This window comes from Allokutzneria sp. A3M-2-11 16, assembly GCF_024213555.1.
Lineage (GTDB): Bacteria > Actinomycetota > Actinomycetes > Mycobacteriales > Pseudonocardiaceae > Allokutzneria.
Genome location: NZ_JANAVO010000001.1, coordinates 1,623,267 through 1,646,489, shown reverse-complemented (window position 1 = coordinate 1,646,489; position 23,223 = coordinate 1,623,267). Strand labels below are relative to the sequence as shown.

Below are 23,223 nucleotides of genomic sequence, written 5' to 3'. Positions count from 1 at the left end.
TCCCCTCCCCTCGGTCCTCGATCAGCCTTCGCCACGGTCGCCGGAGTCCGGCTCGACGACCTGGGCGGCTGGCTCGTGGTCGGTCACGCCGACCAGCGCCGGGCGCACGACCCGGTCGCCGAAGCGGTAGCCGCGGCGCATCACCAGGGTCACCGTCGGTCCGGAGACCTCGGGGGACGTGCTGTGCTGCACCGCCTCGTGCACCGACGGGTCGAACGGCTCGTTCTCGGTGCCGAAGGGCTCCAGCCCGGCCTTGGTCAGGGCCGCGCCGAGCTTGTCGGCCACCGCCTTGAACGCGCCGGTGAGGTCGCCGTGCGCCTCGGCCCGCTCCAGGTCGTCGAGCACGCCGAGCAGGTCGGTGACCACCTGCGCCTTGGCGCCCGCGATCACCGCCTCCCGGTCGCGCTCGACGCGCTTGCGGTAGTTGGCGTACTCCGCGCTCAGCCGCTGCAGGTCCGCGGTGCGCTCGGCCAGTTCGGCCCGCAGCGCCGCGGTCTCCTCGGCGGCCCGGTCCTCGGCGGTGGGCTCGGCGGTCTCAGTGGACTCGGTGGCGGCGTGCCTGCCGCCCTCCTGGGCCACCGGACCCGCGCCCGGCTCCTCGCCTGCCGGAGCGGGCGGGCGGACCTCGCCGGTCTCCGGGTCGACGCGGCGCCGGTCGCGGACCACCACGCGGGGCTCGCCCTCCTGGTGCTCCGAGTGCTCCACCGTCACTTCTTGCCCTTCTCGTCGTCGACGATCTCGGCGTCCACCACGTCGTCGGCCTTGGCGTCGGCGTTGCCGCCCGGCGCGCCCTCGGCACCGCCCTGCGGGGCGGCCTGGGCGTACATCGCCTGGCCGAGCGCCTGGGACTCGGCGTTGAGCTTCTCCACCGCGTCCTTGATGGCGGCGATGTCGGTGCCCTTCAACGCCTCCTGGGCGCCGGAGATGGCGGCGCTGACCTTCTCCTTGGCCTCGGCCGGGACCTTCTCCTCGTTGTCCTTGAGGAACTTCTCGGTCTGGTAGACCAGGGTCTCGGCCTGGTTGCGGACCTCGGCCTCCTCGCGGCGCTTCTTGTCCTCGTCCGCGTGCGCCTCGGCGTCCTTCATCATCCGGTCGATCTCGTCCTTGCCGAGCGCGGAGCCGCCGGTGATGGTCATGCCCTGCTCCTTGCCGGTGGCAAGGTCCTTGGCCTGCACGTGCACGATGCCGTTGGCGTCGATGTCGAAGGTGACCTCGATCTGCGGCACGCCGCGCGGGGCGGGCGGCAGGCCGACCAGGTCGAAGGTGCCCAGCTTCTTGTTGTAGGCCGCGATCTCGCGCTCGCCCTGGTAGACCTGGATGCCCACCGTGGTCTGGTTGTCGTCGGCGGTGGAGAAGATCTCCGAGCGCTTGGTCGGGATCGTGGTGTTGCGCTCGATCAGCTTGGTCATCACGCCGCCCTTGGTCTCGATGCCCAGGCTCAGCGGGGTGACGTCGAGCAGCAGGACGTCCTTGACCTCGCCCTTGAGGACACCCGCCTGCAGCGCGGCGCCGATGGCGACGACCTCGTCCGGGTTCACGCCCTTGTTCGGCTCACGGCCGCCGGTCAGCTCCTTGACCAGCTCGGCGACGGCGGGCATCCGGGTGGAGCCGCCGACCAGGACGACGTGGTCGATGTTGCCGATCGGGATGCCGGCGTCCTTGATCACGTTGTTGAACGGCGCGCGGCAGCGGTCGAGCAGGTCCGAGGTGATCCGCTGGAACTCGGCGCGGGTCAGCGTCTCGTCGAGGAACAGCGGGTTCTTGTCCGCGTCGACGGTGATGTACGGCAGGTTGATGCTGGCGGTGGAGGAGCTGGAGAGCTCGATCTTCGCCTTCTCCGCGGCCTCGCGGATCCGCTGCATCGCCATCTTGTCCTTGGTCAGGTCGATGCCGCTGCTGGTCTTGAACTTCTCCGCCAGCCAGTCGACGACGCGCTGGTCCCAGTCGTCACCGCCGAGGTGGTTGTCACCGCTGGTCGCGCGGACCTCGACGACGCCGTCGCCGAGCTCCAGCAGCGAGACGTCGAAGGTGCCGCCACCGAGGTCGAAGACCAGGATGGTCTGTTCCTTCTCGCCCTTGTCCAGGCCGTAGGCCAGCGCGGCCGAGGTCGGCTCGTTGACGATGCGCAGGACGTTGAGGCCCGCGATCTGCCCGGCCTCCTTGGTGGCCTGGCGCTGGGCGTCCTCGAAGTAGGCGGGGACGGTGATCACCGCGTCGGTGATCTCCTCGCCGAGGTAGGCCTCCGCGTCGCGCTTGAGCTTCATCAGCACGCGGGCGCTGATCTCCTGCGCGGTGTACTTCTTGTCGTCGAGCTCGACCTTCCAGTCGGTGCCCATGTGGCGCTTGACGGACCGGATGGTCCGGTCGACGTTGGTCACCGCCTGGTTCTTGGCGGGCTGACCGGTGAGCACCTCGCCGTTCTTGGCGAAGGCCACGATGGAGGGCGTCGTCCGCGAGCCCTCCGAGTTGGCGACGACCGTGGCCTCGCCGCCTTCGAGGACGGCGACGACGGAGTTGGTCGTCCCGAGGTCGATTCCGACCGCTCGCGCCATTGCAGTTTCCTCCGTGAATCGGTGATCGGTGGGTCGCGCGCCCGGCGAGGAGCCTTGAGCGCGCCTGGCTCAAGTCTGGAGTCTCCCCTGGTCCGGCGTCAAACCGAAGTTGAGTGATCCGCGCTCAAGCTTTCTGACTCGCTCAACGGCCGGGCGCCCGGCGGGGTTCCCGGCCGGAAAGCGACGGCGGTCACAGTCTGTTGATCATGCTCACCCGTCCGAATGACGACGGAGGTATGCCGCCGAACGGAGTAGTAGCGGGCTCACCAGGTGAAATCCGGATAACGAAGTTCGCGCCTTCTTTCACGAAGTGGATACGAAGTAGCTCCTCGTATGCCTATGGTCCCGCCCGTCACCCGTACGAGGTAACTGAACTGGGGAGATCAATTGTCCGAGGGAAGACTCCGCAGGGGCTTGGTCGCCGCTGCGGCGGTGACCGGTCTGGTCGCCCTGTCGGTCGCGTTCAGCGCCGGCGTGGCCCCGGCCGCCGAGCCGGACGCGGCCTCGACCGAGGCGACCGTCCGCCAGCTCCCGCCCGGCCTGAAGGAAGCCATCCAGCGCGACCTGAAGACCGACGCCGCGACCTACGTCAACGACGCCAAGTCCGCGCAGAAGGCGGCCGCAACGGGCACCGCGCTGCGCAAGGAGCTCGGCCGTGAGTTCGGCGGCGTCTGGTTCGACCCGGCCACCAAGAAGGCCCACGTCGCCGTGACCTCCGAGGCCGCCGCGAAGAAGGCCCGCGCCGCCGGTGCCGAGGCGCACGTGCGCCCGACCACCGAGGCCAGGCTGAAGGACGCGCTCAACGCGCTGTCCACCTGGGTCAGGTCGCTGCCCGAGGCCGAGCGCAAGCTGGTCTTCTCCGCGAGCATCGACGTCAAGGGCGGCAAGCTCAACATCGTGCTGGCCGACTCCGAGGACGGCCGCCGCGTCCAGGCCAAGATGCCCAAGCCGCAGGTCTCCCAGGACGTGAAGTACGGCAAGCTCCAGCCGAAGGCCCCGGCCAACCTGCTCAACGGCAGCGGCTACATCGGCTCCAGCGGTGGCGCCAGCCCCAGCTACGGCCTGTGCTCCATCGGCTTCAACGCCGTTGACCAGAACGGCAAGCTCACCCCGCTGACCGCGGGCCACTGCGCGCTGATGCACACCCCGGCGCTCAAGGAGGTCTTCGTCGAGGTCAAGCAGGGCAACCAGTCCAACCTCGGTGACAAGATCGGCGCCTTCGCCACCACCGTCTGGGACAACGCCGACAACGGCAACGGCCAGATCGACGAGCGCAAGGGCAACGACTACGCCACCATCCGGGTCACCAACCCGGCCGTGCGCGCGGTGCCGGAGGTCTACACCTGGGGCAACGCGGGCGGCAACGTCAAGGTCGACTCGGTCAGCCAGGCGATCGTCGGCATGAACGTGTGCAAGTCGGGCCGCACCACCGGCTGGACCTGCGGGAAGGTCGTCAACGAGCGCTCGCTCTGGTACATCGGCGACGGCACCGAGAAGGGCAAGGCCCAGCTCGGCTTCGAGTTCCACGGCGCCTGCGTCGCCGGTGGCGACAGCGGCGGCGCGATCGTCGCGGGCGGTGCCGCGCTCGGCTGGAGCACCGGTGCCTACTTCGAGGACGGCAAGTGCATCAAGGTGCCGGACAACAACGGCAACCTGACCTACCAGAACCTCGGCGAGAGCCTGGCCACCGACATCCTCACGCTGCCGGAGTTCAGCGGCAACAAGCTGACCGTGCTCACCACCACCGGTGACGCGGACGGCGACGGCGTGAAGGACGTCGAGGAGCTGTCGGCCAACCCGACGCAGACCAAGGACGCCAACGGCGACGGCATCGCCGCGCACCTCGACCCGGACGAGCCGAACCTGCGCCCGGCCACCGTCAAGACCCCGGCCGCCGACGCCAGGATCACCGAGACGAAGCCGACCCTGAGCGGCGCGGCCAAGCCCGGCGCCAAGGTCAGCGTGCAGCTCGACGGCAAGGACCTCGGTGAGGCCACCGGCACCGACAAGTCCGAGTGGACGCTGAAGGTCGGCTCCGAGCTGGCCCTCGGCGCGCACGAGGTCAAGGTGAAGCAGACCCTGAAGGGCACCTCCTCCAAGGAGACGACCTCGAAGTTCACCGTCGTCCCGGTCGCCCCGCAGATCACCGAGCCGAAGACCGGCGCCACCAGCGACAACGCCAAGCCCGTGGTCGCCGGTACCGGTATCGCCAAGGCACTGGTCACCGTGACCGTCGACGACAAGAAGGTCGGCGAGGCCACGGTCGCCGCAGACGGCAAGTGGTCGCTGCCGCTGACCGCGGACCTCGCGGTGGGCGAGCGCGTGATCGGCGCCCGGCAGACCGTGGAGAAGGTCGACTCCGACGTCACCAGCGTCCGCTACATCGTCAAGGGCGCGGCTCCCGGTCCGCAGCCCGGCAACAACAAGCCGGGTGGTGGCGGCCTGGCCGACACGGGTGTCGACTTCGTGTGGCAGCTGATCGTCGGCGGCCTCGTCGCCCTCGTCGCCGGTGGCGCGCTGATGGTGAAGTTCCGCCGCCGCAAGGCGTGACCGCCTGATCGGTCGATGACCGAACGCCGGTGAGTGGCACAGGGCGCCACTCACCGGCGTTCTGCTTTTCGCGCCGCGGTTAGGGCGCGCTCAGTGGGTGGGCTCCCGGCGCGTTTGCGAGGATGCGAGCTGATCTCCGCCGCTGGGGTGCGACGGCCGCCACTTCCCAGTGGTTACTGGTCAGTAATATGGCGTAGTCTCCCGGCACGGTAGAAAACCGGACAGGAAGGCCGTGGGCATGGGCGCCTTGCACATCGTGTTGGGCCTGATCTGCGTCGCGATGACGTTGGTCTGGGTCACGATGCTGACGCAGACCGTCATCCGCATGGTGCGCACGATCCGGCTCGGCCAACCCGACCCGACGCGCAACGGCCCCGTGGTGCCGCGGCTGAAGAACATGCTCAAGGAGGTCCTCGGCCACACGAGGATGCTCAAGTGGGGCACGGTCGGCGCGGCGCACTGGTTCGTCATGGTGGGCTTCGGCTCGCTGGTGCTGACGCTGGTCGAGGCGCACGGCGAGGTCTTCGACCCCACCTTCGAGCTGCCGATCATCGGGCACTGGACCGTCTGGGGCATGTTCGTCGAGCTGATCGGTCTGACCACGGTCGTCGGCATCCTGGTGCTGATCGCGATCCGGCAGCGCAACCACCCGCGCCGGGCCGACCGCCAGTCCCGCTTCTCCGGCTCCAACTTCGGCCAGGCGTACTTCGTCGAGGCGGTCATCCTCGGCGTCGGCCTGTGCATCTTCGGCATCCGCGCCTTCAAGTCCGCCAACGGCCTGCTGCCGTACCCGGTGTGGGCGGCGCCGATCTCGCACGGCCTCGGCGCGCTGCTGCCCGCGAGCCTGGTCGCCGTGTCGATCGTGGCCGCGCTGAAGGTCTTCATCTCCGGCACCTGGGCGATCGTCATCGCGCGCAACATGACGATGGGCGTTGCCTGGCACCGGTTCACGGCGTTCTTCAACATCTACTTCAAGCGCGAGGACGACGGCGGCGTCGCGCTCGGCGCCCTGAAGCCGATGATGAGCGGCGGCAAGCCGCTGGACTTCGAGGAGGCCGACCCGGAGAAGGACGTCTTCGGCGCCGGCAAGATCGAGGACTTCGGCTGGAAGGGCTGGCTCGACTTCACCACCTGCACGGAGTGCGGCCGGTGCCAGTCCCAGTGCCCCGCGTGGAACACCGGCAAGCCGCTGTCGCCGAAGCTGCTGATCACCAGCCTCCGCGAGCACGCCTACGCCAAGGCCCCGTACCTGCTCGCAGGCGGGCGCAAGGACATGGGCGGCGACGAGGTCGGCATCACCGGTGACGACGCGGAGGCCCGCCTCGCCAACATCAACGTGCTCGCGCTCGCCGAGTCCGAGCGCCCGCTGATCGGTGGGCCGGACGAGCTGGGCGTCATCGACCCCGAGGTGTTGTGGTCCTGCACCAGCTGCGGCGCGTGCGTCGAGCAGTGCCCGGTGGACATCGAGCACGTCGACCACATCGTCGACATGCGCCGCTACCAGGTGCTGATCGAGTCGAACTTCCCGAGCGAGCTGGGCGGGATGTTCAAGAACCTGGAGAACAAGGGCAACCCCTGGGGCCAGAACGCCAAGGACCGGCTCGCCTGGACCGAGGCGCTGGACTTCGAGGTCCCCGTCTTCGACGGCGAACTGGCCGCCGAGACCGAGTACCTGTTCTGGGTCGGCTGCGCGGGTGCTTTCGAGGACCGCGCGAAGAAGACCACCCAGGCCGTCGCCGAGCTGCTGCACATGGCCGACGTCAAGTACGTGGTGCTCGGCTCGGAGGAGACCTGCACCGGTGACCCGGCCCGCCGCGCGGGCAACGAGTTCCTGTTCCAGATGCTCGCGCAGCAGAACGTCGAGGTGCTCAACACCGTCTTCGAGGGCCGCGAAGCCAAGCAGCGCAAGGTCGTCGTGACCTGTGCCCACTGCTTCAACACGCTGGCCAACGAGTACCCGCAGCTCGGCGGGCAGTTCGAGGTCGTGCACCACACGCAGCTGCTGAACAAGCTCGTCCGCGAGCGCCGCCTGGTGCCCGTCGCCCCGGTCGCCGAGGACGTCACCTACCACGACCCGTGTTACCTGGGGCGGCACAACAAGGTCTACTCGCCGCCGCGCGACCTCATCGGCTCCACCGGTGCCACGCTGCGCGAGATGCCCCGCCACGGCGACCGCTCCATGTGCTGCGGCGCGGGTGGCGCGCGGATGTGGATGGAGGAGCGGATCGGCAAGCGCATCAACGTCGACCGCGTCGACGAGGCGCTGGGCACCGCGCCGACCAAGATCGCGACCGGCTGCCCGTTCTGCCGCGTGATGCTGACCGACGGCCTCACCCAACGGCAGAACGAGGGCAAGGCCGAGGAAAGCGTCCAGATCGTCGACGTCGCCCAGATGCTGCTGGAGTCCGTCCGCCGCGGTCAGCCCGCCGAGCAGGACACCCCGACCGATGAAGAGCCCACCGGCACTCCGCTCCCCGAGCAGGACAAAGCCTGACCCGGCGGGGTACGTGCGTCTTCAAGTACGCCCTACCCCCGCTCAGAACGTCTTTAACTGCCCCCGACCCGCACAGGGTTGGGGGCAGTTAAAGACTGCTGTGGGTGGGGTTCGTAGTACTTGAAGACGCGTCAACCCCTGGAGTGCAAGAAGGGCGGCTTCCCCTGTTCGGGGAGCCGCCCTTTGGCGTTGAGGGTTAGTTGGTGGTGGTGGTGCGGCTGAAGCCGGCGTCGAGGCTGACCATGCCGCCGCCGGGGGCGAGCTGGATCTTCTCGGACTTCACGGTGCCGGTCTTGCCGGTGAAGTCGGAGTCGGTCGTGGCGTCGGGACCGGCCTCGGACTTGGTCGCCGCGCTGCCGTCCGGGCCCGTGGTCTGCACGGTGTAGCGGCCGGAGGGCAGGTCCTCGAAGGAGTACTCGCCCTTGTCGTCCACCTTGGCGGTGCGCTGGGTGAACTTGCCGTAGTGGTCGGTGGCGCCGGTCAGCGTGAAGCCGCGCGAGTCCGCGTAGGCCTTCTCGGTGTCCTGGCGGATGCCGTCGCCGTTCTCGTCGACCCACGCGAGGCCGGAGATGCTGCCACCGCGGACGCCGAAGCGGACGAACTCGGTCTGGCTGCTGCGCACCTCCACCTTGCGCTCGGCGTCGGTGGTGGAGATGAAGCCGGACTGGCTGCCGTCGAGCTTGTAGGTGCCGGGGCGCAGGTCCGTGAAGCGGAACTTCCCGTTGGCGTCGGCGACCGCGTCGGCCACCACGTCGCCGTTGGCGTTGTAGAGGCGGACCTCGGCCTTGTCGGCGCCCGCCTCGCCACCGGAGGTGCTGCGGTCGATCAGGCCGTTGCCGTTGCGGTCGAAGAAGACCGTGCCGTCGATCGCGCCGAGGGTGCCCGAGATCGCACCCGCGGACGGGACGAAACTCATCAGGACGGCCGCCGAGATACCGGCGCCGAGGACGGTGGAAGCGGACCGGCTGATGCCCCTGGCCATGACGTGGTTCCCCTCGCGGAAAGTGGTGCTTGGTGCCGGTGCTGCGAGCGTCGGCGCTAGGGAGACGCCCCGTCCGGTACGCGGGTTGCCCGGGATCTTACTTTCACCCTGAAGATCTAAAACGGGCGGGCGGGTGCTTCACCGGAACAGCTCAGTCCGAGTGTCTTATGTGGACTGTGGCGCCACTCCTATGGAGTAGCGGCCGACGCGTGGCACGCTGACGGCATGTCGTTCGCAACCGCGGCCCAGCGCGCCATCGTCCCGCCGTTCCACGTGATGGAGGTCCTCTCCGCGGCGGCGCGGCGGCAGCGGGAGTTCGGCGACGTGATCTCCCTGGCCGCGGGACAGCCCGCGACGCCCGCGCCCGAGCCGGTGCGCGCCGCCGCGGCCGAGGCGCTGGACCGGCAGACCCTGGGCTACACCGAGCAGCTCGGCATCCCCGAGCTGCGCGCGGCCATCGCCGGGCACTACGGCCGCCGCTACGACCTGGACGTGGCGCCGGAGGACGTGGTGGTCACGACCGGTTCTTCCGGCGCGTTCCTGCTGGCCTTCCTCGCCGCGTTCGAGGCGGGTGACCGGGTCGCGCTGGCCCGGCCCGGGTACCCGGCCTACCGCAACATCCTGTCCGCGCTGGGCTGCGAGGTCGTCGACCTGCCGTGCGACGCGAGCACGCGCTTCCAGCCGACCGTGGACATGCTCGAAGCGCTGGACAAGCCCGTGCGCGGGCTCATCGTCGCCAGCCCGGCCAACCCCACCGGCACCGTGCTCGACCCGGCCGAGCTGGCCGCGATCACCGAGTGGTGCCAGGCGAACGGGGTCCGGCTGATCAGCGACGAGATCTACCACGGCATCAGCTACGAGCGCCCGCTCGGCTGCGCGTGGCAGACCTCCCGCGACGCGATCATCGTCAACTCGTTCAGCAAGTACTTCTCGATGACCGGCTGGCGCCTCGGCTGGATGGTGCTGCCCCGGCCGCTGCTGCGCGCCGTGGACTGCCTCACCGGGAACTTCACCCTCTGCCCGCCCGCGCTCGCGCAGTACGCGGGCGTCGCGGCCTTCACCGAGGAGGGTTATGCCGAGGCGGACAGCCACGTCGTCCGGTACCGCCGCAACCGCGACGAGCTCCTCGCCGGGCTGGCGAAGCTGGGCATCGACCGGATCGCGCCCGCGGACGGCGCCTTCTACGCCTACGCCGACGTCTCCCACCTGACGCAGGACTCGATGGCGTTCTGCGAGCGGCTGCTCGCGGACACCGGTGTGGCCGTCGTTCCCGGTGTGGACTTCGATCCGGTGGAGGGCAACCGCTTCATCCGGATGTCCTTCGCCGGATCGCTCGAAGACGTGCACGAGGCCGTGCACCGCATCGGCGCCTGGCTGGGCTGACGGGAACTTCACTCCGGTTGTGCTCGTTGAACGGGCAACTCAGGGGAGGGACGCCATGCTCGCCATCATCGCAACGCTGATCGTCATCTGGTTGGCGATCACCGTTATCGGCATCATCTTCAAGGGCCTGTTCTGGCTGGCCGTGATCGGTGGCATCGCGCTCGTGGCGACCGCCGCCTTCGGTGCCTTGAAGAAGAAGGCACCGAAGTACTAGCGCAGTAGGCGCGGCCGGATCTCGGCCGCGCCCCTCCACAACTCGGCGCGGAGCCCGGCTTGCAGCGCCCCGTCGATGTTGACCTGCCGGTCGTCCAGGAACAGGCAGTCCGCAGCGGGCGCGCCGAGCTGGTCGAGCAGTGCCGTCCAGATCGCCGGGTCCGGCTTCGCGACGCCGAGCTCGCCGGAGAACACGAGGTGCCGGAACCGCCGCGACCACGTCTGTTCCCGCACGGCGGCGGCGAAGGAGGCGGGCGCGTTGGACAGCAGCGCCAGCGGCACCCCCGCCTCGGCCAGCTCGTCCAGCAGCACCAACGAGTCCGGGTCGAGTTCGAGCCAGCCGGAGATGTCGGCCTCGGTCAGCGCGGCCGAGGTCTTCTCGTCCACCTCGACGCCCAGCTCCGCGCCGACCGCGCGCCAGTAGTCCAGGTCCGGCTGCCCCCGGTCGTAGGCGTCGCGCGCCTTCCAGTAGGCCGGTTCGAAGTCCTCCAGCGGCACGCCGTAGACCTCGGCGTGCTTCGGCAGCATCGCCGAACGCCTGCTCAAGACCTCGCCGTAGTCGAAGACGATCCAGCCCACGCGATTCCCCTCATCCGGTTCAGCACTTCGTCGATCTCCGCCTTGCCCACGTCCCGGTGGGTGACGAAGCGGACCAGCCCGGCCATCGGCCCGGCGAGCACGTTCAGCGCGGTCAGCCGCTCCAGCGCGGCGGGCACGGTCATGCCGGGCGCCTCGGCCAGCACGATGTTGGTCTCGGGGGCGCGCACCAGCCAGCCCAGCTCGGTGAGCCCGTCCGCCAGCGCCCTGGCGTTGTCGTGGTCGACGGCCAGGTCGTCGATCCGCTCAAGCGCGACCAGACCCGCCGCCGCGACCACGCCGCCCTGGCGCACTCCGCCGCCGAGCATCTTCCTGATCCGCCGCGCCTCCGCGACGAACTCCCGGGTGCCCGCGACCACGGAGCCCATCGGCGCGCCGAGGCCCTTGCTCAGGCAGGACTGCACGGTGTCCACGCCCGCGGTCAGCTCGGCGGGGGAGACCCCGGCGGCGACGGCGGCGTTCCACACCCGGGCGCCGTCGAGGTGGACGGTGAGCCGCAGTTCTTTCGCCACGTCGACCAGCCGCGCGTGCTCCGCGGGTGGCAGCACCGTGCCGCCCCCGGCGTTGTACGTGTTCTCCAGGCACAGCAGTGACGTGCGCATCGAGTAGTAGGGGCCCGTGTTGAGGGTGGCCGCGCGCACGGCCTCCGGAGTCAGCTCGGGGAGCGCCTGCGGCATGCCCGAGGCCAGCCACGCGGGGGTGCCCAGCTCGTTGTTGATCACGTGCGCGTCCCGCACCGCGAGGAAGGAGTCACCGCGGCCGAGGTGCGCCATCAAAGCGATGGTGTTGCCCATGCAGCCGGTGGGCACCCACAGCGCGGCGGGCATGCCCAACAGGTCCGCCGCGCGCTCCTCCAGGCGCCGCATTGTGGGGTCAACGTCGAGCACGTCGTCGCCCACCTCGGCGGTGGCCATGGCGGAGCGCATCCGCTCGTCGGGGCGGGTGACGGTGTCCGAGCGCAGGTCGACGGGGATCACGACTCGATCAGATCATCACCCCGGGCCGCTGGCCAGGAGGAAATCGAGTGCGGCACGATGCAACCCTTGGAACGGCCGCGTCCGTCCCACCAGTGCAAGACACGACGAGCGGAGAGTCCCGCGTGGACCAGCGCGAAGAACAGGAGTTCGCGGAGTACTTCGTCGCACGGCGCGATGCTGTGAGACGGACGGCGTACCTGCTCTGCGGCGACTGGCACCGTGCGGACGATCTGGCCCAGACGGCGTTCGTCGCGCTGCACAGGCGGTGGCGAAAGGTCAGGGACAAGGGTGCCCTGGACGCCTACGTGCGGCGCACGCTGGTCAGGGCCTCGATCGACGAGTCCCGCAGGCCGTGGCGACGTGAGCGGACCGTGGAGGAGTTCCCCGACACGCCGGTCACCGACGCCGAGGTCGGCGAGTCGGTCGCCACGCGGGAGACGCTGCTCGCCGGTCTGGCCAAGGTGCCGCCGCGGCAGCGGGCGGTGCTCGTGCTGAGGTTTCTCGAAGGCTTGGACGTCGCGGCAACGGCGGCGGCGTTGAAGTGCACCGAGGGAACTGTGAAGAGCCAGACGGCGCGCGGGTTGGAGGCCCTGCGCACCTCGCTGGGAGACGCGCTGGACGACCTGCGTTCGGCGTCGTGAACACCGGTATCGCGCCGGGGTGCGGCGACCTTCGCCGGTCGAGGAGGTGGATTTAGGTGGACGAGCACAAGCTCGCGGACCTGTTCCGCGATGCGGTGCGGGAAGCGCCACCGGCATCGTTCGACGAACAGGACGTCCTGGGGGCCTCGAAGCTGGCCACGTCGCGGCATCGGATGCGCGTGGCGACCGGCTCGGCCTTCGGTGTCGTCGTGCTCGCGGGGGTGGCCGTGTTCGGCGCGAACGCGCTGAACCTCGGCGCCGACCAGGGCGGAGTGACGGCGGCCCAAACTTCTTCCGAATACGGTGCAACCGAGGACGGCGTACCCCTCGTCCCCTTCACAGGAACGCAACCGATGCCCAGCGGGGTCGTCCCGCCGGGCAAGACCACCCAGCTTCCGCCACGAAGCATTCCTGAGCCGACGTCCAAGCAGGGGGATGGCGGCTCGGGAAGCGCTGGTCCTCGGACCAGCAGCACCCCGACCGGGTGCGGACCGGCGGACCGGGAGCTCGCGGTCGCCCTCGCCCACGAGCTCCCGGCCGCTGCCGGGCACACCCCGACCCCGGCCAACCGGTCCTGCGCGCCCGGTTCGAAGGCGGTGTCGGTGCTGGTCAGGGACGGCGACGTGAGCGGGGTGATCTCGGTGATCCTGGCCCCGCCGGACGTCAAGATCGGTACCGAGGACGTCGGCACCAGGGATCTTCCCCCCGGCTCCAAGTCGGCATCGGCCTACGCCCCCAGCGGGCGCCCGCTCACCGTGGTGAGCGAGCCGGGCCAGGGCTCGACCAGCTCGCCGTTCGGCGGCCGGGTCGAGGAGCTCGCGAAGAAGATCGCGGAGAAGTACTAGACCAACGGGTCCCCTCCCCCGGGCCGTGGCCCGGCAGAGCACGCTTCTGCCGGGCCACGGCCGTGTCTCCGCCTCAGGGCAAAAATGGTACGCTTGTACCAGATTGTCGAGGTGGTTGTCATGGCGTGGGTCGTGCTGATCGTGTCCGGGGTGCTGGAGGCGGGCTGGGCGGTGGCGCTCAAGCTCTCCGACGGGTTCTCCAGGCTGTGGCCGACGGTGACCTTCGCGGTGCTGGCCACCGCCAGCTTCGGCGGCCTGGCCTGGGCGATGAAGCAGCTGCCCGCGGGCCCCGCCTACGCCGTGTGGACCGGGATCGGCGCCGCGCTCACCGCGGTGATCGGCATGGTCTGGCTCAACGACGGGGTGTCCACCCTCAAGATCGTCTCGATCCTGTTGATCATCGGCGGGGTGGTGGGGCTGCAGCTCGCCGGGGGTGCGCACTGATGTTGCGCGGACTGGCACCATCCTTGGTCATGCCGGAGCCCACCGAAGCGCCATCCGCCCCCTCCCAGGAGCGGACCGGCCAGGCCAGCACACCCAAGGGTGAGCGCCGCCGCCAGGCCCTCGTCGAGGCCGCGAGCGAACTGCTCGTCGAGAGCGGCTTCGCGGGTATCCGGCACCGGGCGGTCGCCGAGCGCGCCGGGCTGCCGCTGGCCTCGACCACCTACTACTTCTCCTCGATCGAGGAACTGGTGGAGCGGGCGGTGGAGTACCACGGGCGCACCGAGCTGGCCTGGGGCCGGGAGCGGCTGTCCGGGTGCGGCCGCCTGGACCGGGACGAGCTGTGCGAGCTCGTGCTGGACATGCTGCTCGGGCACAACTCCCGCGACGGCGGCCTGGACGTGGTGCTGCTGCGCTACGAGCGGCTCGTCGGCTCCGGGCGGCGCCCCTACCTCGCCCCGCTGATGCGCGAGATGGGTGACGAACTGCACGCGCTGCTGGTGGAGATCCTGGCGCAGGCGGGCGCCCCGTCGTCCTCCGCCGAGGTGACCAGGCTGATCGCGCTCATCGACGGCACCGTGGTCAACGCGCTCATCGAGTCCGACCCGGACCCCCGGGGCGCGGCGCGAAGAGTGCTGCGCGCGGAGCTGCCCTGAGCGATGCAACCTTTCCCGCGGAGCCCGCGTGAGTAGGGCCGGTAGCGCGAAGGGAGCACCATCATGCGGTCCGAGGACGAGGCCCGGTTTCGCGACATGGCCAGGAGGCAGGCGGCGCCGATGCGCCGCTTCGCCTACCTGCTGTGCGGGGACTGGCACCTCGCCGAGGACCTGGTCCAGAACGCACTCACCAAGCTCTATTCGGCGTGGTGGCGGATCCGCGGCGCGGAGACGATCGACCGCTACGTCCGCAAGACCGTGGTGCGCTGCTGGCTGGACGAGGTCCGCCGCCCTTGGCGAAGGGCGGAGGACAGGACCGGCGTCGTACCGGACGTCGCCGACCACGATGGCGATCCCGCTTCCGTAGGCCAGCGCGCGCAGACACGGGACCTCGTCCTGCGCGCGCTGGCCGAGGTCCCGTCACGGCAGCGGGCCGTGCTCGTCCTGCGCTACTTCGAGGACCTCTCGGTCGCCGACACGGCGGTCGCGCTGGGGTGCTCGGAAGGCACGGTGAAGAGCCAGTCAGCCCGGGGGTTGGACAAACTGCGGGCGGTGATCGCACGGTTGGGGCTGGAGGACTCCGCCCTGGCCGGCGGGAGGACGGAGTCATGATCGAGAAGGAACTGCGGGACGGTCTGCGGGGCGCCGTCGCCGAGGAACCGCCACTGGGCTTCGACCCGGACGAGGCGGTGACCAGGATCGGTGTCAAGGTCAGACGGCGCCGCGCCACGTTCGCCGTCGCCGCGGCGGTGGTCGCCGTCATCGGCGGCGCGGTCGCGGTGCAGCAGGGCGTCGGGCTGAGCCGGGGCGGTGACGTCGAGTTCGCGACCCGGCCCGCGCCACCGGCCACGGTGGACCCGCCGACGACCACCTCCCGGCCGACGACCGACTTCCAGTGGCCGGTCCCCGGGCTCGTGCCGTCGAAGCGCCTGACCCAGGCCGAGGCCGAGGCAGCGGAGAGGGCGTTGGGCAAGGCCGCGCTGGACAAGTTCCTCAAGCAGGTCAAGGGAATGCGCAACGTCAAGGCGATGCCGTTCGACGCCGTCGCCGCGGGGACGGGCGACCCGGGACCCAACGTGGTGGAGGGCGGCGTCGAGTTCCGCGACCAGGTCGGCACCACGGCGACCTTCATCAGCGTCTACTCGTCGCGCTTCGTGTTTCCCCACCCTGACAGGGAATGCGCCGAGGCTGCGGCGGGCGAGCCCTGTCGGGTCAGCAAGCTGGCCGACGGCACGGCGCTGGTGGTCAGCGAGCACAGGGGCCAGCGCAATCCGGCCGACGTGGTCTTCAGCGCGACGCACTACCGCCTGGACGGGGTCGTCGTGCGCTTCTCCGCCTACACCTACGACCCCACCGGCAGCGGCAGGCCGGAGCAGCCGCGGCGGGAGCGGCCCGCGTTGACCGAGAAGCAGCTGACGGCGCTGGCCACCGACCGCGCTTTCACCATGTGAGCCCGCCTTCGCGGCTGGTGAGCGCACCAGCCGCGAAGGCGGCGGGTCAGCCGACGCAGCCCGCGCCGAGCAGCGCCTTCAGCTCGCCCATGAACGCGCCGGAGGTGCTGATCCGGAAGCCGTCGTCGACCGCGAGGGTGAAGGCGCGGCGGTTGTTCTGGATCTTCAGGTGCACCGGGGTCTCCCCGGGGTGGGCCTTGAGCGTGTGCTTGAGGTCCTCCACCAGCGTCGGGTTCACCTTCGACGCCATCAGCTTGATCACCAGCGGCGGGTCCTGGGTCAGGTCCATCTCGGCGATGTCCAGGGTCACCAGGCCCGAGCCGAAGACCGACATCTTGTCCTCGCGCCAGTTCACCCGGCCCTTGACCGCGACCGCGGCGTCCTCGACCAGCTCGTCGGAGAGCACGCTGTAGGACTTGGGGAAGAACAGCACCTCCAGCGAGGCGTCCAGGTCCTCCACCGTGACGATCGCCCAGGGCTCGCCCTTCTTGTTCACCCTGCGCTCCATCGCCGAGATCATCCCGGCGATGGCGACCTCGCCCTCCTTCGGCGGATCGGAGATGATCTCCGCGATCGACCTCGGCGCGTTCTGCCGCAGCGCGCGCTCGGCGCCGTCCAGCGGGTGCGCCGAGACGTAGAGGCCCAGCATCTCCCGCTCGTAGCCGAGCAGCTGCTTCCTCGGCCACTCCTCGGCCGCGATCTTCAGGTGGGCCAGCGGGGAGGCGTCCTCGTTCGGCTCCTCGTCGTCCCCGCCCGCGCCGAACAGGTCGAACTGGCCCATCGCCTCCTGGCGCTTGAGCGGGACGACCGCGTCGACCGCCTCCTCGTGCACCTGGAACAGGCCGAGCCGGGTGGTGTCGAAGGAGTCGAAACCGCCAGCCTTGACCAGCGACTCGATGACCCTCTTGTTGCAGCAGACCAGTTCCGACTTGTCCAGGAAGTCGGTGAACGAGGTGTAGGCCCCCTTCTGCTCCCTGGTCTTGATGATCGAGTCGACCACGTTGGCGCCGACGTTGCGGATCGCGCCGAGGCCGAAGCGGATGTCGGTGCCGACCGCGGAGAAGCGCAGCGCGGACTCGTTGACGTCCGGCGGCAGCACCTTGATGCCGAGCCTGCGGCATTCCGAGAGGTAGACCGCCGACTTGTCCTTGTTGTCACCGACGGAGGTGAGCAGCGCGGCCATGTACTCGGCGCGGTAGTTCGCCTTCAGGTAGGCGGTCCAGTACGAGATCAGGCCGTAGGCGGCCGCGTGCGACTTGTTGAACGCGTATCCGGCGAACGGGAGGATCGTGTCCCACAGCGCCTTGATGGCGTCATCGGAGAAGTGCAGTTCGTGGTCGCGCATACCTTGCTGGAAGCCCTCGAACTCCTTTTCGAGGACCTCCTGCTTCTTCTTGCCCATGGCCTTGCGGAGCACGTCCGCGCGACCCATCGAGTAGCCCGCGACCTTCTGGGCGATGAACATGATCTGCTCTTGGTAGACGATCAGGCCGTAGGTCTCGGAGAGGATGTCCTTGAGCGGCTCCTCCAGCTCCGGGTGGATCGGCTTGACCTTCTGCCGCGCGTTCTTGCGGTCGGCGTAGTCGTTGTGCGCGTTCATGCCCATCGGACCCGGGCGGTACAGCGCGCCGACCGCGACGATGTCCTCGAACGCCGTGGGCTGCATGCGCCGCAGCAGGTCGCGCATGGGCCCGCCGTCGAGCTGGAATACGCCGAGCGTGTCACCGCGGCCCAGCAGCTCGTAGGTGGCCTTGTCGTCGAGCTCCAGCGTGTCGAGGTCGATGTCCTCGCCGCGGTTGGCCTTGATGTTCTCGATGGCGTCGCCGATGACGGTGAGGTTGCGCAGCCCGAGGAAGTCCATCTTCAGCAGGCCGATGGCCTCGCAGGAGGGGTAGTCCCAGCCGGTGATGATCGAGCCGTCGTCGCGCCGCCAGAGCGGGATGGAGTCCATCAGCGGCTGCGAGGACATGATCACCGCGCAGGCGTGCACACCAGCGTTGCGGATCAGGCCTTCCAGGCCGCGCGCGGTCTCGAAGATCTTCGCGACCTCGCTGTCGTTCTCGACCAGCGTGCGGACCTCGGCGGCCTCGTTGTAGCGCTCGTGCTTGGGGTCGACGATGCCGGACAGCGGGATGTCCTTGGCCATGATCGGCGGCGGCAGCGCCTTGGAGATCTTGTCCGCGATCGCGTAGCCCGGCTGTCCATAGTGGACACGAGCCGAGTCCTTGATCGCGGCCTTGGTCTTGATGGTGCCGAACGTGATCACCTGGGCGACCCGGTCGTGGCCCCACTTCTCCGTGGCGTAGCGCACCATCTCGCCGCGCCTGCGGTCGTCGAAGTCGATGTCGATATCGGGCATCGACGCGCGCTCCGGGTTGAGGAACCGCTCGAACAGCAGGCCGTGCGGGATCGGGTCCAGGTTGGTGATGCCCATCGCGTAGGCCACCAGCGCGCCCGCGGCGGAGCCACGGCCGGGGCCGACCCGGATGCCCACCTCCTTCGCGTACTTCACGAGGTCACCGACGACCAGGAAGTAGGCGGGGAAGCCCTTTTGGTTGATCACGTTCATCTCGAACTCGGCGCGCTCGACGTAGCCGTCCGGGATGCCGTTCGGGAAGCGCCACTCCAGGCCGCGCATGACTTCCTTGTGCAGCCACGATTCCTGGGTCTCGCCGTCCGGGACCGGGAACAGCGGGATGCGGTCATGGTAGGCCCAGACCTCGTCGTAGGACTCGACCATCTCCGCGACCAGCAACGTGTTGTCCGTGGCCCCCGGCAGCTCGGAATCCCAGATCTGCCGCATCTCCGCGGCGGACTTCAGGTAGTAGCCGTCACCGTCGAACTTGAACCGGTTCGGGTCATTCAACGTCTTGCCCGACTGCACGCACAACAACGCCGAATGAGTATCGGCCTGATCCTTTGTCACATAATGCGAGTCATTTGTCGCGAGCGGCGGGATTCCCAGATCCTTGCCGATCTTCACCAGGCCCTCGCGGACCCGGCGCTCGATGTCCAGGCCGTGGTCCATCAATTCCAGGAAGAAGTTCTCCGCCCCGAAGATGTCCCGGTAATCCGCCGCGGCCTGGATCGCTTCCTTCTCCTGCCCCAACCGCAACCGGGTCTGCACCTCACCCGACGGGCATCCCGTCGTGGCGATGATGCCCTCCGAGTACTGCGCGATGATGTCCCGGTCCATCCGCGGCTTGCGGTAGTACCCCTCAATGCTTGCCAAACTGGAAAGCTTGAACAGGTTCCGCAACCCCGTCGCGCTCCGCGCCACCATCGTCATGTGCGTGTACGCGCCACCACCGGCCAGGTCGTCACCGCGCTGGTGCGGCTCACCCCAGAACACCGGCTTCTTGTGACCCCGGCTGGTCGGGGCGATGTACGCCTCGATCCCGATGATCGGCTTGATCCCGAACTTCTGCGCCTGCTGGTAGAACTGATCCGCCCCGTACATGTTCCCGTGGTCGGTCATCCCGACCGCGGGCATCTCCAGCCGCTGCGCCTCGGCGAACAACGGGGCGATCTTCGCCGCACCGTCGAGCATCGAGTACTCGGTGTGCACGTGCAGGTGAACGAACGAACCAGCTCCAGCAGTCACTGGCAGAACCTATACCTGTCGGCCGGGCAGCGCCAAAATGACCAACGATGTGGCGTGTTCGCGTGAAACCCTTGTGTCCCAAGGGTTACTTGACTACTCCAGGAGGTTCGTGACGGCGGGGCCGACTGGGTCACCGACCAGCGCGAGCGAGTTCTCCGCCCGCGCCGCCAGGTCCAGCGGGCCACATTCTTGATCAACTTGGCGCGCACGACGCGGTCGAGCCCTGCTCCGAGGAGCGGTGCGGCCGCGCGCAGCGCCGAGTCGAGCGCGATGGCGGTCGTGCTGCCCCCGTGCATGACGATGTCGCGCTGCCGGTGGAGCCTGCGGAAGGTGCTTTGGATGATGTGCCGCACGTCCGCCAACCGGGGCTCGCGGTGCTTCCGCTGTCAGTTCGGGAGGAGACGTCTTGTACTTGTACGACAAGGTTGTCAGCTCCGCGTGCGGCAATGAGCACGTGACGATCACGGCGAGTCGATCCGCAGCCTTCACGTCCGACTCGTCGTCGGGGTGGAACAACAGCGATTCGATCGCCGCCCGGACGCCCGCGACGGCTGCGGCCGCCGTTCCGGTGTTGAGTTGCGCGACCAGCTCCAATGCTTCGTCGAGCCGGTCGCTGCCCTTGCCGGAGTACATGGCCTCTTCGCTTTTCGGCGACAAGATGTCGACTCCGTGCTCGGGCGGGAGCAGCGGCAATGGCGTCGCGTGGCCAGCGATCCAGACTTTGCCCACGGGCTCCAATCGTTTCGTGAAGCTCCGCGAGTACGAACGGCGGTCCTTGCTCAGCGCCCTCACCCACCGGTGCAGGTATCCGGAACTGTGCCCGCAGTCGAGCAGGTGGGTCGCCACCGCACGGGCCAGCCGCTCCGGGGACGGGGTCCTCGCCGAGTCCACCGCGCTCGCCCAGCGCCCGAGGTATCCGTTGGTGATCAAGGGCATCAGCTGGACCAGCCGACGCCGATCACGGCTGTCCGGCTCCAGACCCGAACGCAGGAGTGCGGTGAGTTCCTGGCGCAGCCGCGAGTCGCCGAGCCCTCGGTCCGGGCCGAGCTGTCGCTCCAGCGCGCGCAGGTACCAGGACACCGCGCCCGGGGAGAGGACCCTCGTGCGGACCCAGTCACCCGCCTCCGCCGCCTCGTGCAACGCCAACGCGCTGCTGACGTCCCACAGCGATCCTGTTGATGGAGATGGTGCGGTGGTCATGAGGTGCTACGCTTCCATCAGCGTTCAACGCTAAATTCCCAAGCCGGAGAGTCGCCATCAGGCCGCTCTCCGGTTTTCTTTTGTGCAGACGCTCGCTGAGCTGCGGTTTCGTTGTCTGACATGCCAACTTGGAAAGTGTTCGTGGTGGACTGTAGCGCTCTTTATTGTGGCCGACTGAGCGAGAATTACTCTCTTGAGTGACAATTTGCCACGGGGGCAAATGACGAATTTGCATTGCGTGGTTATCTTGCCCCGAGTGATCGATCCAAGTGCCGCCCAGCGGCCAACCAGAGTCGGCGTCTACGTCGACGCGTTCAACGTCTATTACGGCGCGCGGGCGCATTGCGGGCAGAGGACGGAGGGTTGGCGTTGGCTGGACATCGGCGGCCTGGCGACGAGCCTCATCAACCCCCGCCTCTGGCCCAACCCCATCATCGACCGAATCGTGTACTGCACCGCCCTGCGCGACCGTCCTGGAGATCCCAGTTCGCTGGAGGATCAGAAGTGCTACATCGAGGCGTTGAAACAGCACTGCGGCGACGTTCGTGTCGCCTTGGGAAAGTACAGACCTCGCATCTGTACCGGTCTGCTCGTCGGCAGAAGCGGTGATCGCCGTCGCCAGGTGATCACCCTGGGCAGTGATCAGGTGCCGGACTGGCTACCCGTCCGGGAGGTCACCGGTCCTGAGGGGCGTCCGGTACTGCTGGCGTCGATCCAGACCTTTGAGGAGAAGGGGTCCGACGTGAACGTCGCCAGCCACCTGTTGATCGACGTTCTGGCCGGTCAGATCGATGCGGCCATGGTGTTCTCCAATGACAGCGATCTGAGCTTGTCGCTGGTGGAGGCGCGGCTTCGGGTGCCGGTCGCGACGATCAACCCGCATGCGATGCCCACGGCAGGCGACCTTCGAGGTGGAGCCGCCGATGGAGTGGGCGGACACTGGTGGCGACGCCTCCGCGCCGACGATTTCCGAGCGCATCAGATGCCCGTCCGGGTCGGCTCGCACGTGAAGCCCGCCGGGTGGTGAGGCGGGATTTGGTGATCGTGTTGTTCTGCGTTATGCTTTAGCTACCGAACCCGGTTCTTGCGGCAACGCAGGGCCGGGTCTTTTTTGTTCCCCCCTTCCTGTTCCCAGGCTCACGTCGTAGCGGCTGAGCTGGGGGTTCGGTCGTCGAATAGGCTCGGCGGCGTGAGCTCGAAGCCCCGCATCCCGAACGTGCTGGCCGGCCGGTACGCCTCCGCGACCCTGGCCCGGATCTGGTCCCCGGAACACAAGGTCGTGCTGGAGCGCAAGCTCTGGTTGGCCGTGCTGCGCGCGCAGGCGGACCTGGGCGTGGACGTGCCCGCGAGCGCGGTGGCGGACTACGAGCAGGTGGTGGAGCGGGTCGACCTCGCCTCGATCGCCGAGCGCGAGCGGGTCACCCGGCACGACGTGAAGGCCAGGATCGAGGAGTTCAACGCCCTGGCCGGGCACGAGCACGTGCACAAGGGGATGACCTCCCGCGACCTCACCGAGAACGTCGAGCAGCTGCAGGTGCGGCTCAGCCTGGAGCACGTCCGGGACCGGGGCGTGGCCCTGCTGGAGCGGCTGGCGAGGCTGGCCGCGGAGAACTCCGAGCTGGTCATCGCCGGGCGCTCGCACAACGTGGCGGCGCAGGCGACGACGCTGGGCAAGCGGTTCGCCACGGCGGCCGACGAGGTGCTGGTGGCGTTCGGGCGGGTGGAGAACCTGCTGGAGCGCTACCCGTTGCGGGGCGTGAAGGGGCCGGTCGGCACCGCGCAGGACATGCTGGACCTGCTGGGCGGTGACTCGGCGAAGCTGCTCGAACTGGAGCGCCGGGTGGCCGAGCACCTCGGCTTCGACGCGGTGTTCACCAGTGTCGGGCAGGTCTACCCGCGGTCGCTGGACTTCGAGGTGGTGACCGCGCTCGTGCAGTTCGCCGCGGGGCCGTCCTCGCTGGCCAAGACGATCCGGTTGATGGCGGGGCACGAGCTGGTCACCGAGGGCTTCCAGCCCGGCCAGGTCGGGTCGAGCGCCATGCCGCACAAGATGAACACCCGGTCCTGCGAGCGGGTCAACGGGCTCGCGGTGGTGCTGCGCGGTTACGCCTCCATGATCGGCGAGCTGGCCGGGGACCAGTGGAACGAGGGCGACGTGTCCTGCTCGGTGGTGCGCAGGGTCGCGCTGCCGGACGCCTTCTTCGCCTTCGACGGCCTGGTCGAGACCTTCCTGACGGTGCTGGACGAGTTCGGCGCGTTCCCCGCGGTGATCGGCCGCGAGCTGGACCGGTACCTGCCGTTCCTGGCCACCACCAAGATGCTGATGGCCGCGGTGCGGGCCGGGGTGGGCCGGGAGACCGGGCACGAGCTGATCAAGGAGCACGCGGTGGCGTCCGCGCTGGCCATGCGGGAGCGGGGGACCGAGCGCAACGAGCTGCTCGACCGGCTCGGAGCCGACGAGCGGTTCCCGCTGGGCCGGGCGGAGCTCGACCGGTTGCTTGCCGACCGGCTGCCCTTCACCGGCGCGGCGGCGGCCCAGGTCGGTGCCGTGGTCGAGCGGGTGCAGGAAGTCATGGCCCGCTACCCCAAGGCCGCCGGGTACGCCCCGGAACCGATTCTGTAGCGACGGGGCTCAAT

At 69.1% G+C, this 23,223-nt stretch carries 19 protein-coding genes; 12 read left to right on the top strand and 7 right to left on the bottom strand.

Going from position 1 to position 23,223, the window contains the following annotated elements; genetic code table 11:
- Nucleotides 1–21: 21 nt before the first annotated feature.
- Nucleotides 22–711 carry a nucleotide exchange factor GrpE gene (gene grpE, locus NLX83_RS08260; protein WP_254234240.1) on the bottom strand — a complete coding sequence of 230 codons (690 nt, stop codon included), beginning with the start codon at nt 709–711 and terminating at the stop codon, nt 22–24.
- A complete protein-coding gene (dnaK, locus tag NLX83_RS08255) occupies nt 708–2,552 on the bottom strand; it encodes a molecular chaperone DnaK (RefSeq protein WP_254234239.1) in 1,845 nt (614 codons plus the stop codon). The genes grpE and dnaK overlap by 4 nt, the downstream gene beginning before the upstream one ends.
- A 387-nt stretch (nt 2,553–2,939) precedes the next feature.
- On the opposite strand from dnaK, the gene NLX83_RS08250 reads away from it, so the two are divergent.
- Both NLX83_RS08250 and NLX83_RS08245 read left to right on the top strand, forming a co-directional pair.
- Nucleotides 2,940–5,102 (top strand): LPXTG cell wall anchor domain-containing protein, encoded by a 2,163-nt coding sequence (locus NLX83_RS08250; RefSeq protein ID WP_254234238.1) that lies wholly within the window; start codon nt 2,940–2,942, stop codon nt 5,100–5,102.
- A gap of 238 nt (nt 5,103–5,340) precedes the next feature.
- On the top strand, nt 5,341–7,596 hold the full coding sequence (locus tag NLX83_RS08245) for a (Fe-S)-binding protein (RefSeq protein WP_254234237.1): 2,256 nt from the start codon (nt 5,341–5,343) through the stop codon (nt 7,594–7,596).
- Nucleotides 7,597–7,792: 196 nt separating this feature from the next.
- Here the strand turns inward: NLX83_RS08245 and NLX83_RS08240 are convergent, their stop codons facing one another.
- Nucleotides 7,793–8,578, bottom strand: a complete 786-nt coding sequence (locus NLX83_RS08240) for an SdrD B-like domain-containing protein (RefSeq protein WP_254234236.1) — start codon at nt 8,576–8,578, stop codon at nt 7,793–7,795.
- Nucleotides 8,579–8,803: 225 nt separating this feature from the next.
- Between NLX83_RS08240 and NLX83_RS08235 the strand changes: the two genes are divergently transcribed.
- Entirely contained in the window at nt 8,804–9,961 is a 1,158-nt protein-coding gene (locus NLX83_RS08235) for a pyridoxal phosphate-dependent aminotransferase (RefSeq protein WP_254234235.1), read from the top strand.
- A 55-nt stretch (nt 9,962–10,016) separates the two neighbouring features.
- Entirely contained in the window at nt 10,017–10,175 is a 159-nt protein-coding gene (locus NLX83_RS08230) for a hypothetical protein (RefSeq protein WP_254234234.1), read from the top strand.
- Here the strand turns inward: NLX83_RS08230 and NLX83_RS08225 are convergent.
- Nucleotides 10,172–10,753, bottom strand: coding sequence for an HAD family hydrolase (locus NLX83_RS08225; RefSeq protein WP_254234233.1), 582 nt, complete (start codon nt 10,751–10,753; stop codon nt 10,172–10,174). The two genes, NLX83_RS08230 and NLX83_RS08225, sit on opposite strands and share 4 nt — an antisense overlap.
- A complete protein-coding gene (locus NLX83_RS08220) occupies nt 10,717–11,697 on the bottom strand; it encodes a threonine aldolase family protein (protein ID WP_254236137.1) in 981 nt (326 codons plus the stop codon). The genes NLX83_RS08225 and NLX83_RS08220 overlap by 37 nt, the downstream gene beginning before the upstream one ends.
- 173 nt (nt 11,698–11,870) lie before the next feature.
- Here NLX83_RS08220 and NLX83_RS08215 point away from each other — a divergent pair, with 173 nt between their 5' ends.
- The 6 genes from NLX83_RS08215 (at nt 11,871) to NLX83_RS08190 (ending at nt 15,782) form a co-directional block, all read left to right on the top strand.
- Nucleotides 11,871–12,389, top strand: a complete 519-nt coding sequence (locus NLX83_RS08215; protein ID WP_254234232.1) for a SigE family RNA polymerase sigma factor — start codon at nt 11,871–11,873, stop codon at nt 12,387–12,389.
- Nucleotides 12,390–12,445: 56 nt separating this feature from the next.
- A complete protein-coding gene (locus tag NLX83_RS08210; protein ID WP_254234231.1) occupies nt 12,446–13,234 on the top strand; it encodes a hypothetical protein in 789 nt (262 codons plus the stop codon).
- Between the two features lie 120 nt (nt 13,235–13,354).
- A complete protein-coding gene (locus NLX83_RS08205) occupies nt 13,355–13,678 on the top strand; it encodes a DMT family transporter (protein WP_254234230.1) in 324 nt (107 codons plus the stop codon).
- Between the two features lie 29 nt (nt 13,679–13,707).
- Nucleotides 13,708–14,331 carry a TetR/AcrR family transcriptional regulator gene (locus tag NLX83_RS08200; protein WP_254234229.1) on the top strand — a complete coding sequence of 208 codons (624 nt, stop codon included), beginning with the start codon at nt 13,708–13,710 and terminating at the stop codon, nt 14,329–14,331.
- Nucleotides 14,332–14,394: 63 nt separating this feature from the next.
- Nucleotides 14,395–14,943 carry an RNA polymerase sigma factor gene (locus NLX83_RS08195; RefSeq protein ID WP_254234228.1) on the top strand — a complete coding sequence of 183 codons (549 nt, stop codon included), beginning with the start codon at nt 14,395–14,397 and terminating at the stop codon, nt 14,941–14,943.
- Complete coding sequence (locus NLX83_RS08190; protein WP_254234227.1) at nt 14,940–15,782, top strand: hypothetical protein; 843 nt, start codon at nt 14,940–14,942, stop codon at nt 15,780–15,782. Before NLX83_RS08195 ends, NLX83_RS08190 begins: the two co-directional genes overlap by 4 nt.
- A gap of 46 nt (nt 15,783–15,828) precedes the next feature.
- Here the strand turns inward: NLX83_RS08190 and dnaE are convergent, their stop codons facing one another.
- Both dnaE and NLX83_RS08180 read right to left on the bottom strand, forming a co-directional pair.
- Nucleotides 15,829–19,332, bottom strand: a complete 3,504-nt coding sequence (dnaE, locus tag NLX83_RS08185; protein ID WP_254236136.1) for a DNA polymerase III subunit alpha — start codon at nt 19,330–19,332, stop codon at nt 15,829–15,831.
- A 147-nt stretch (nt 19,333–19,479) separates the two neighbouring features.
- Nucleotides 19,480–20,586: a hypothetical protein gene (locus NLX83_RS08180; protein ID WP_254234226.1), complete on the bottom strand. Its 1,107-nt coding sequence runs from the start codon at nt 20,584–20,586 to the stop codon at nt 19,480–19,482.
- A 256-nt stretch (nt 20,587–20,842) separates the two neighbouring features.
- On the opposite strand from NLX83_RS08180, the gene NLX83_RS08175 reads away from it, so the two are divergent.
- Nucleotides 20,843–21,613: an NYN domain-containing protein gene (locus NLX83_RS08175; RefSeq protein WP_254234225.1), complete on the top strand. Its 771-nt coding sequence runs from the start codon at nt 20,843–20,845 to the stop codon at nt 21,611–21,613.
- A 162-nt stretch (nt 21,614–21,775) separates the two neighbouring features.
- On the top strand, nt 21,776–23,209 hold the full coding sequence (purB, locus tag NLX83_RS08170) for an adenylosuccinate lyase (protein ID WP_254234224.1): 1,434 nt from the start codon (nt 21,776–21,778) through the stop codon (nt 23,207–23,209).
- Nucleotides 23,210–23,223: the final 14 nt, after the last annotated feature.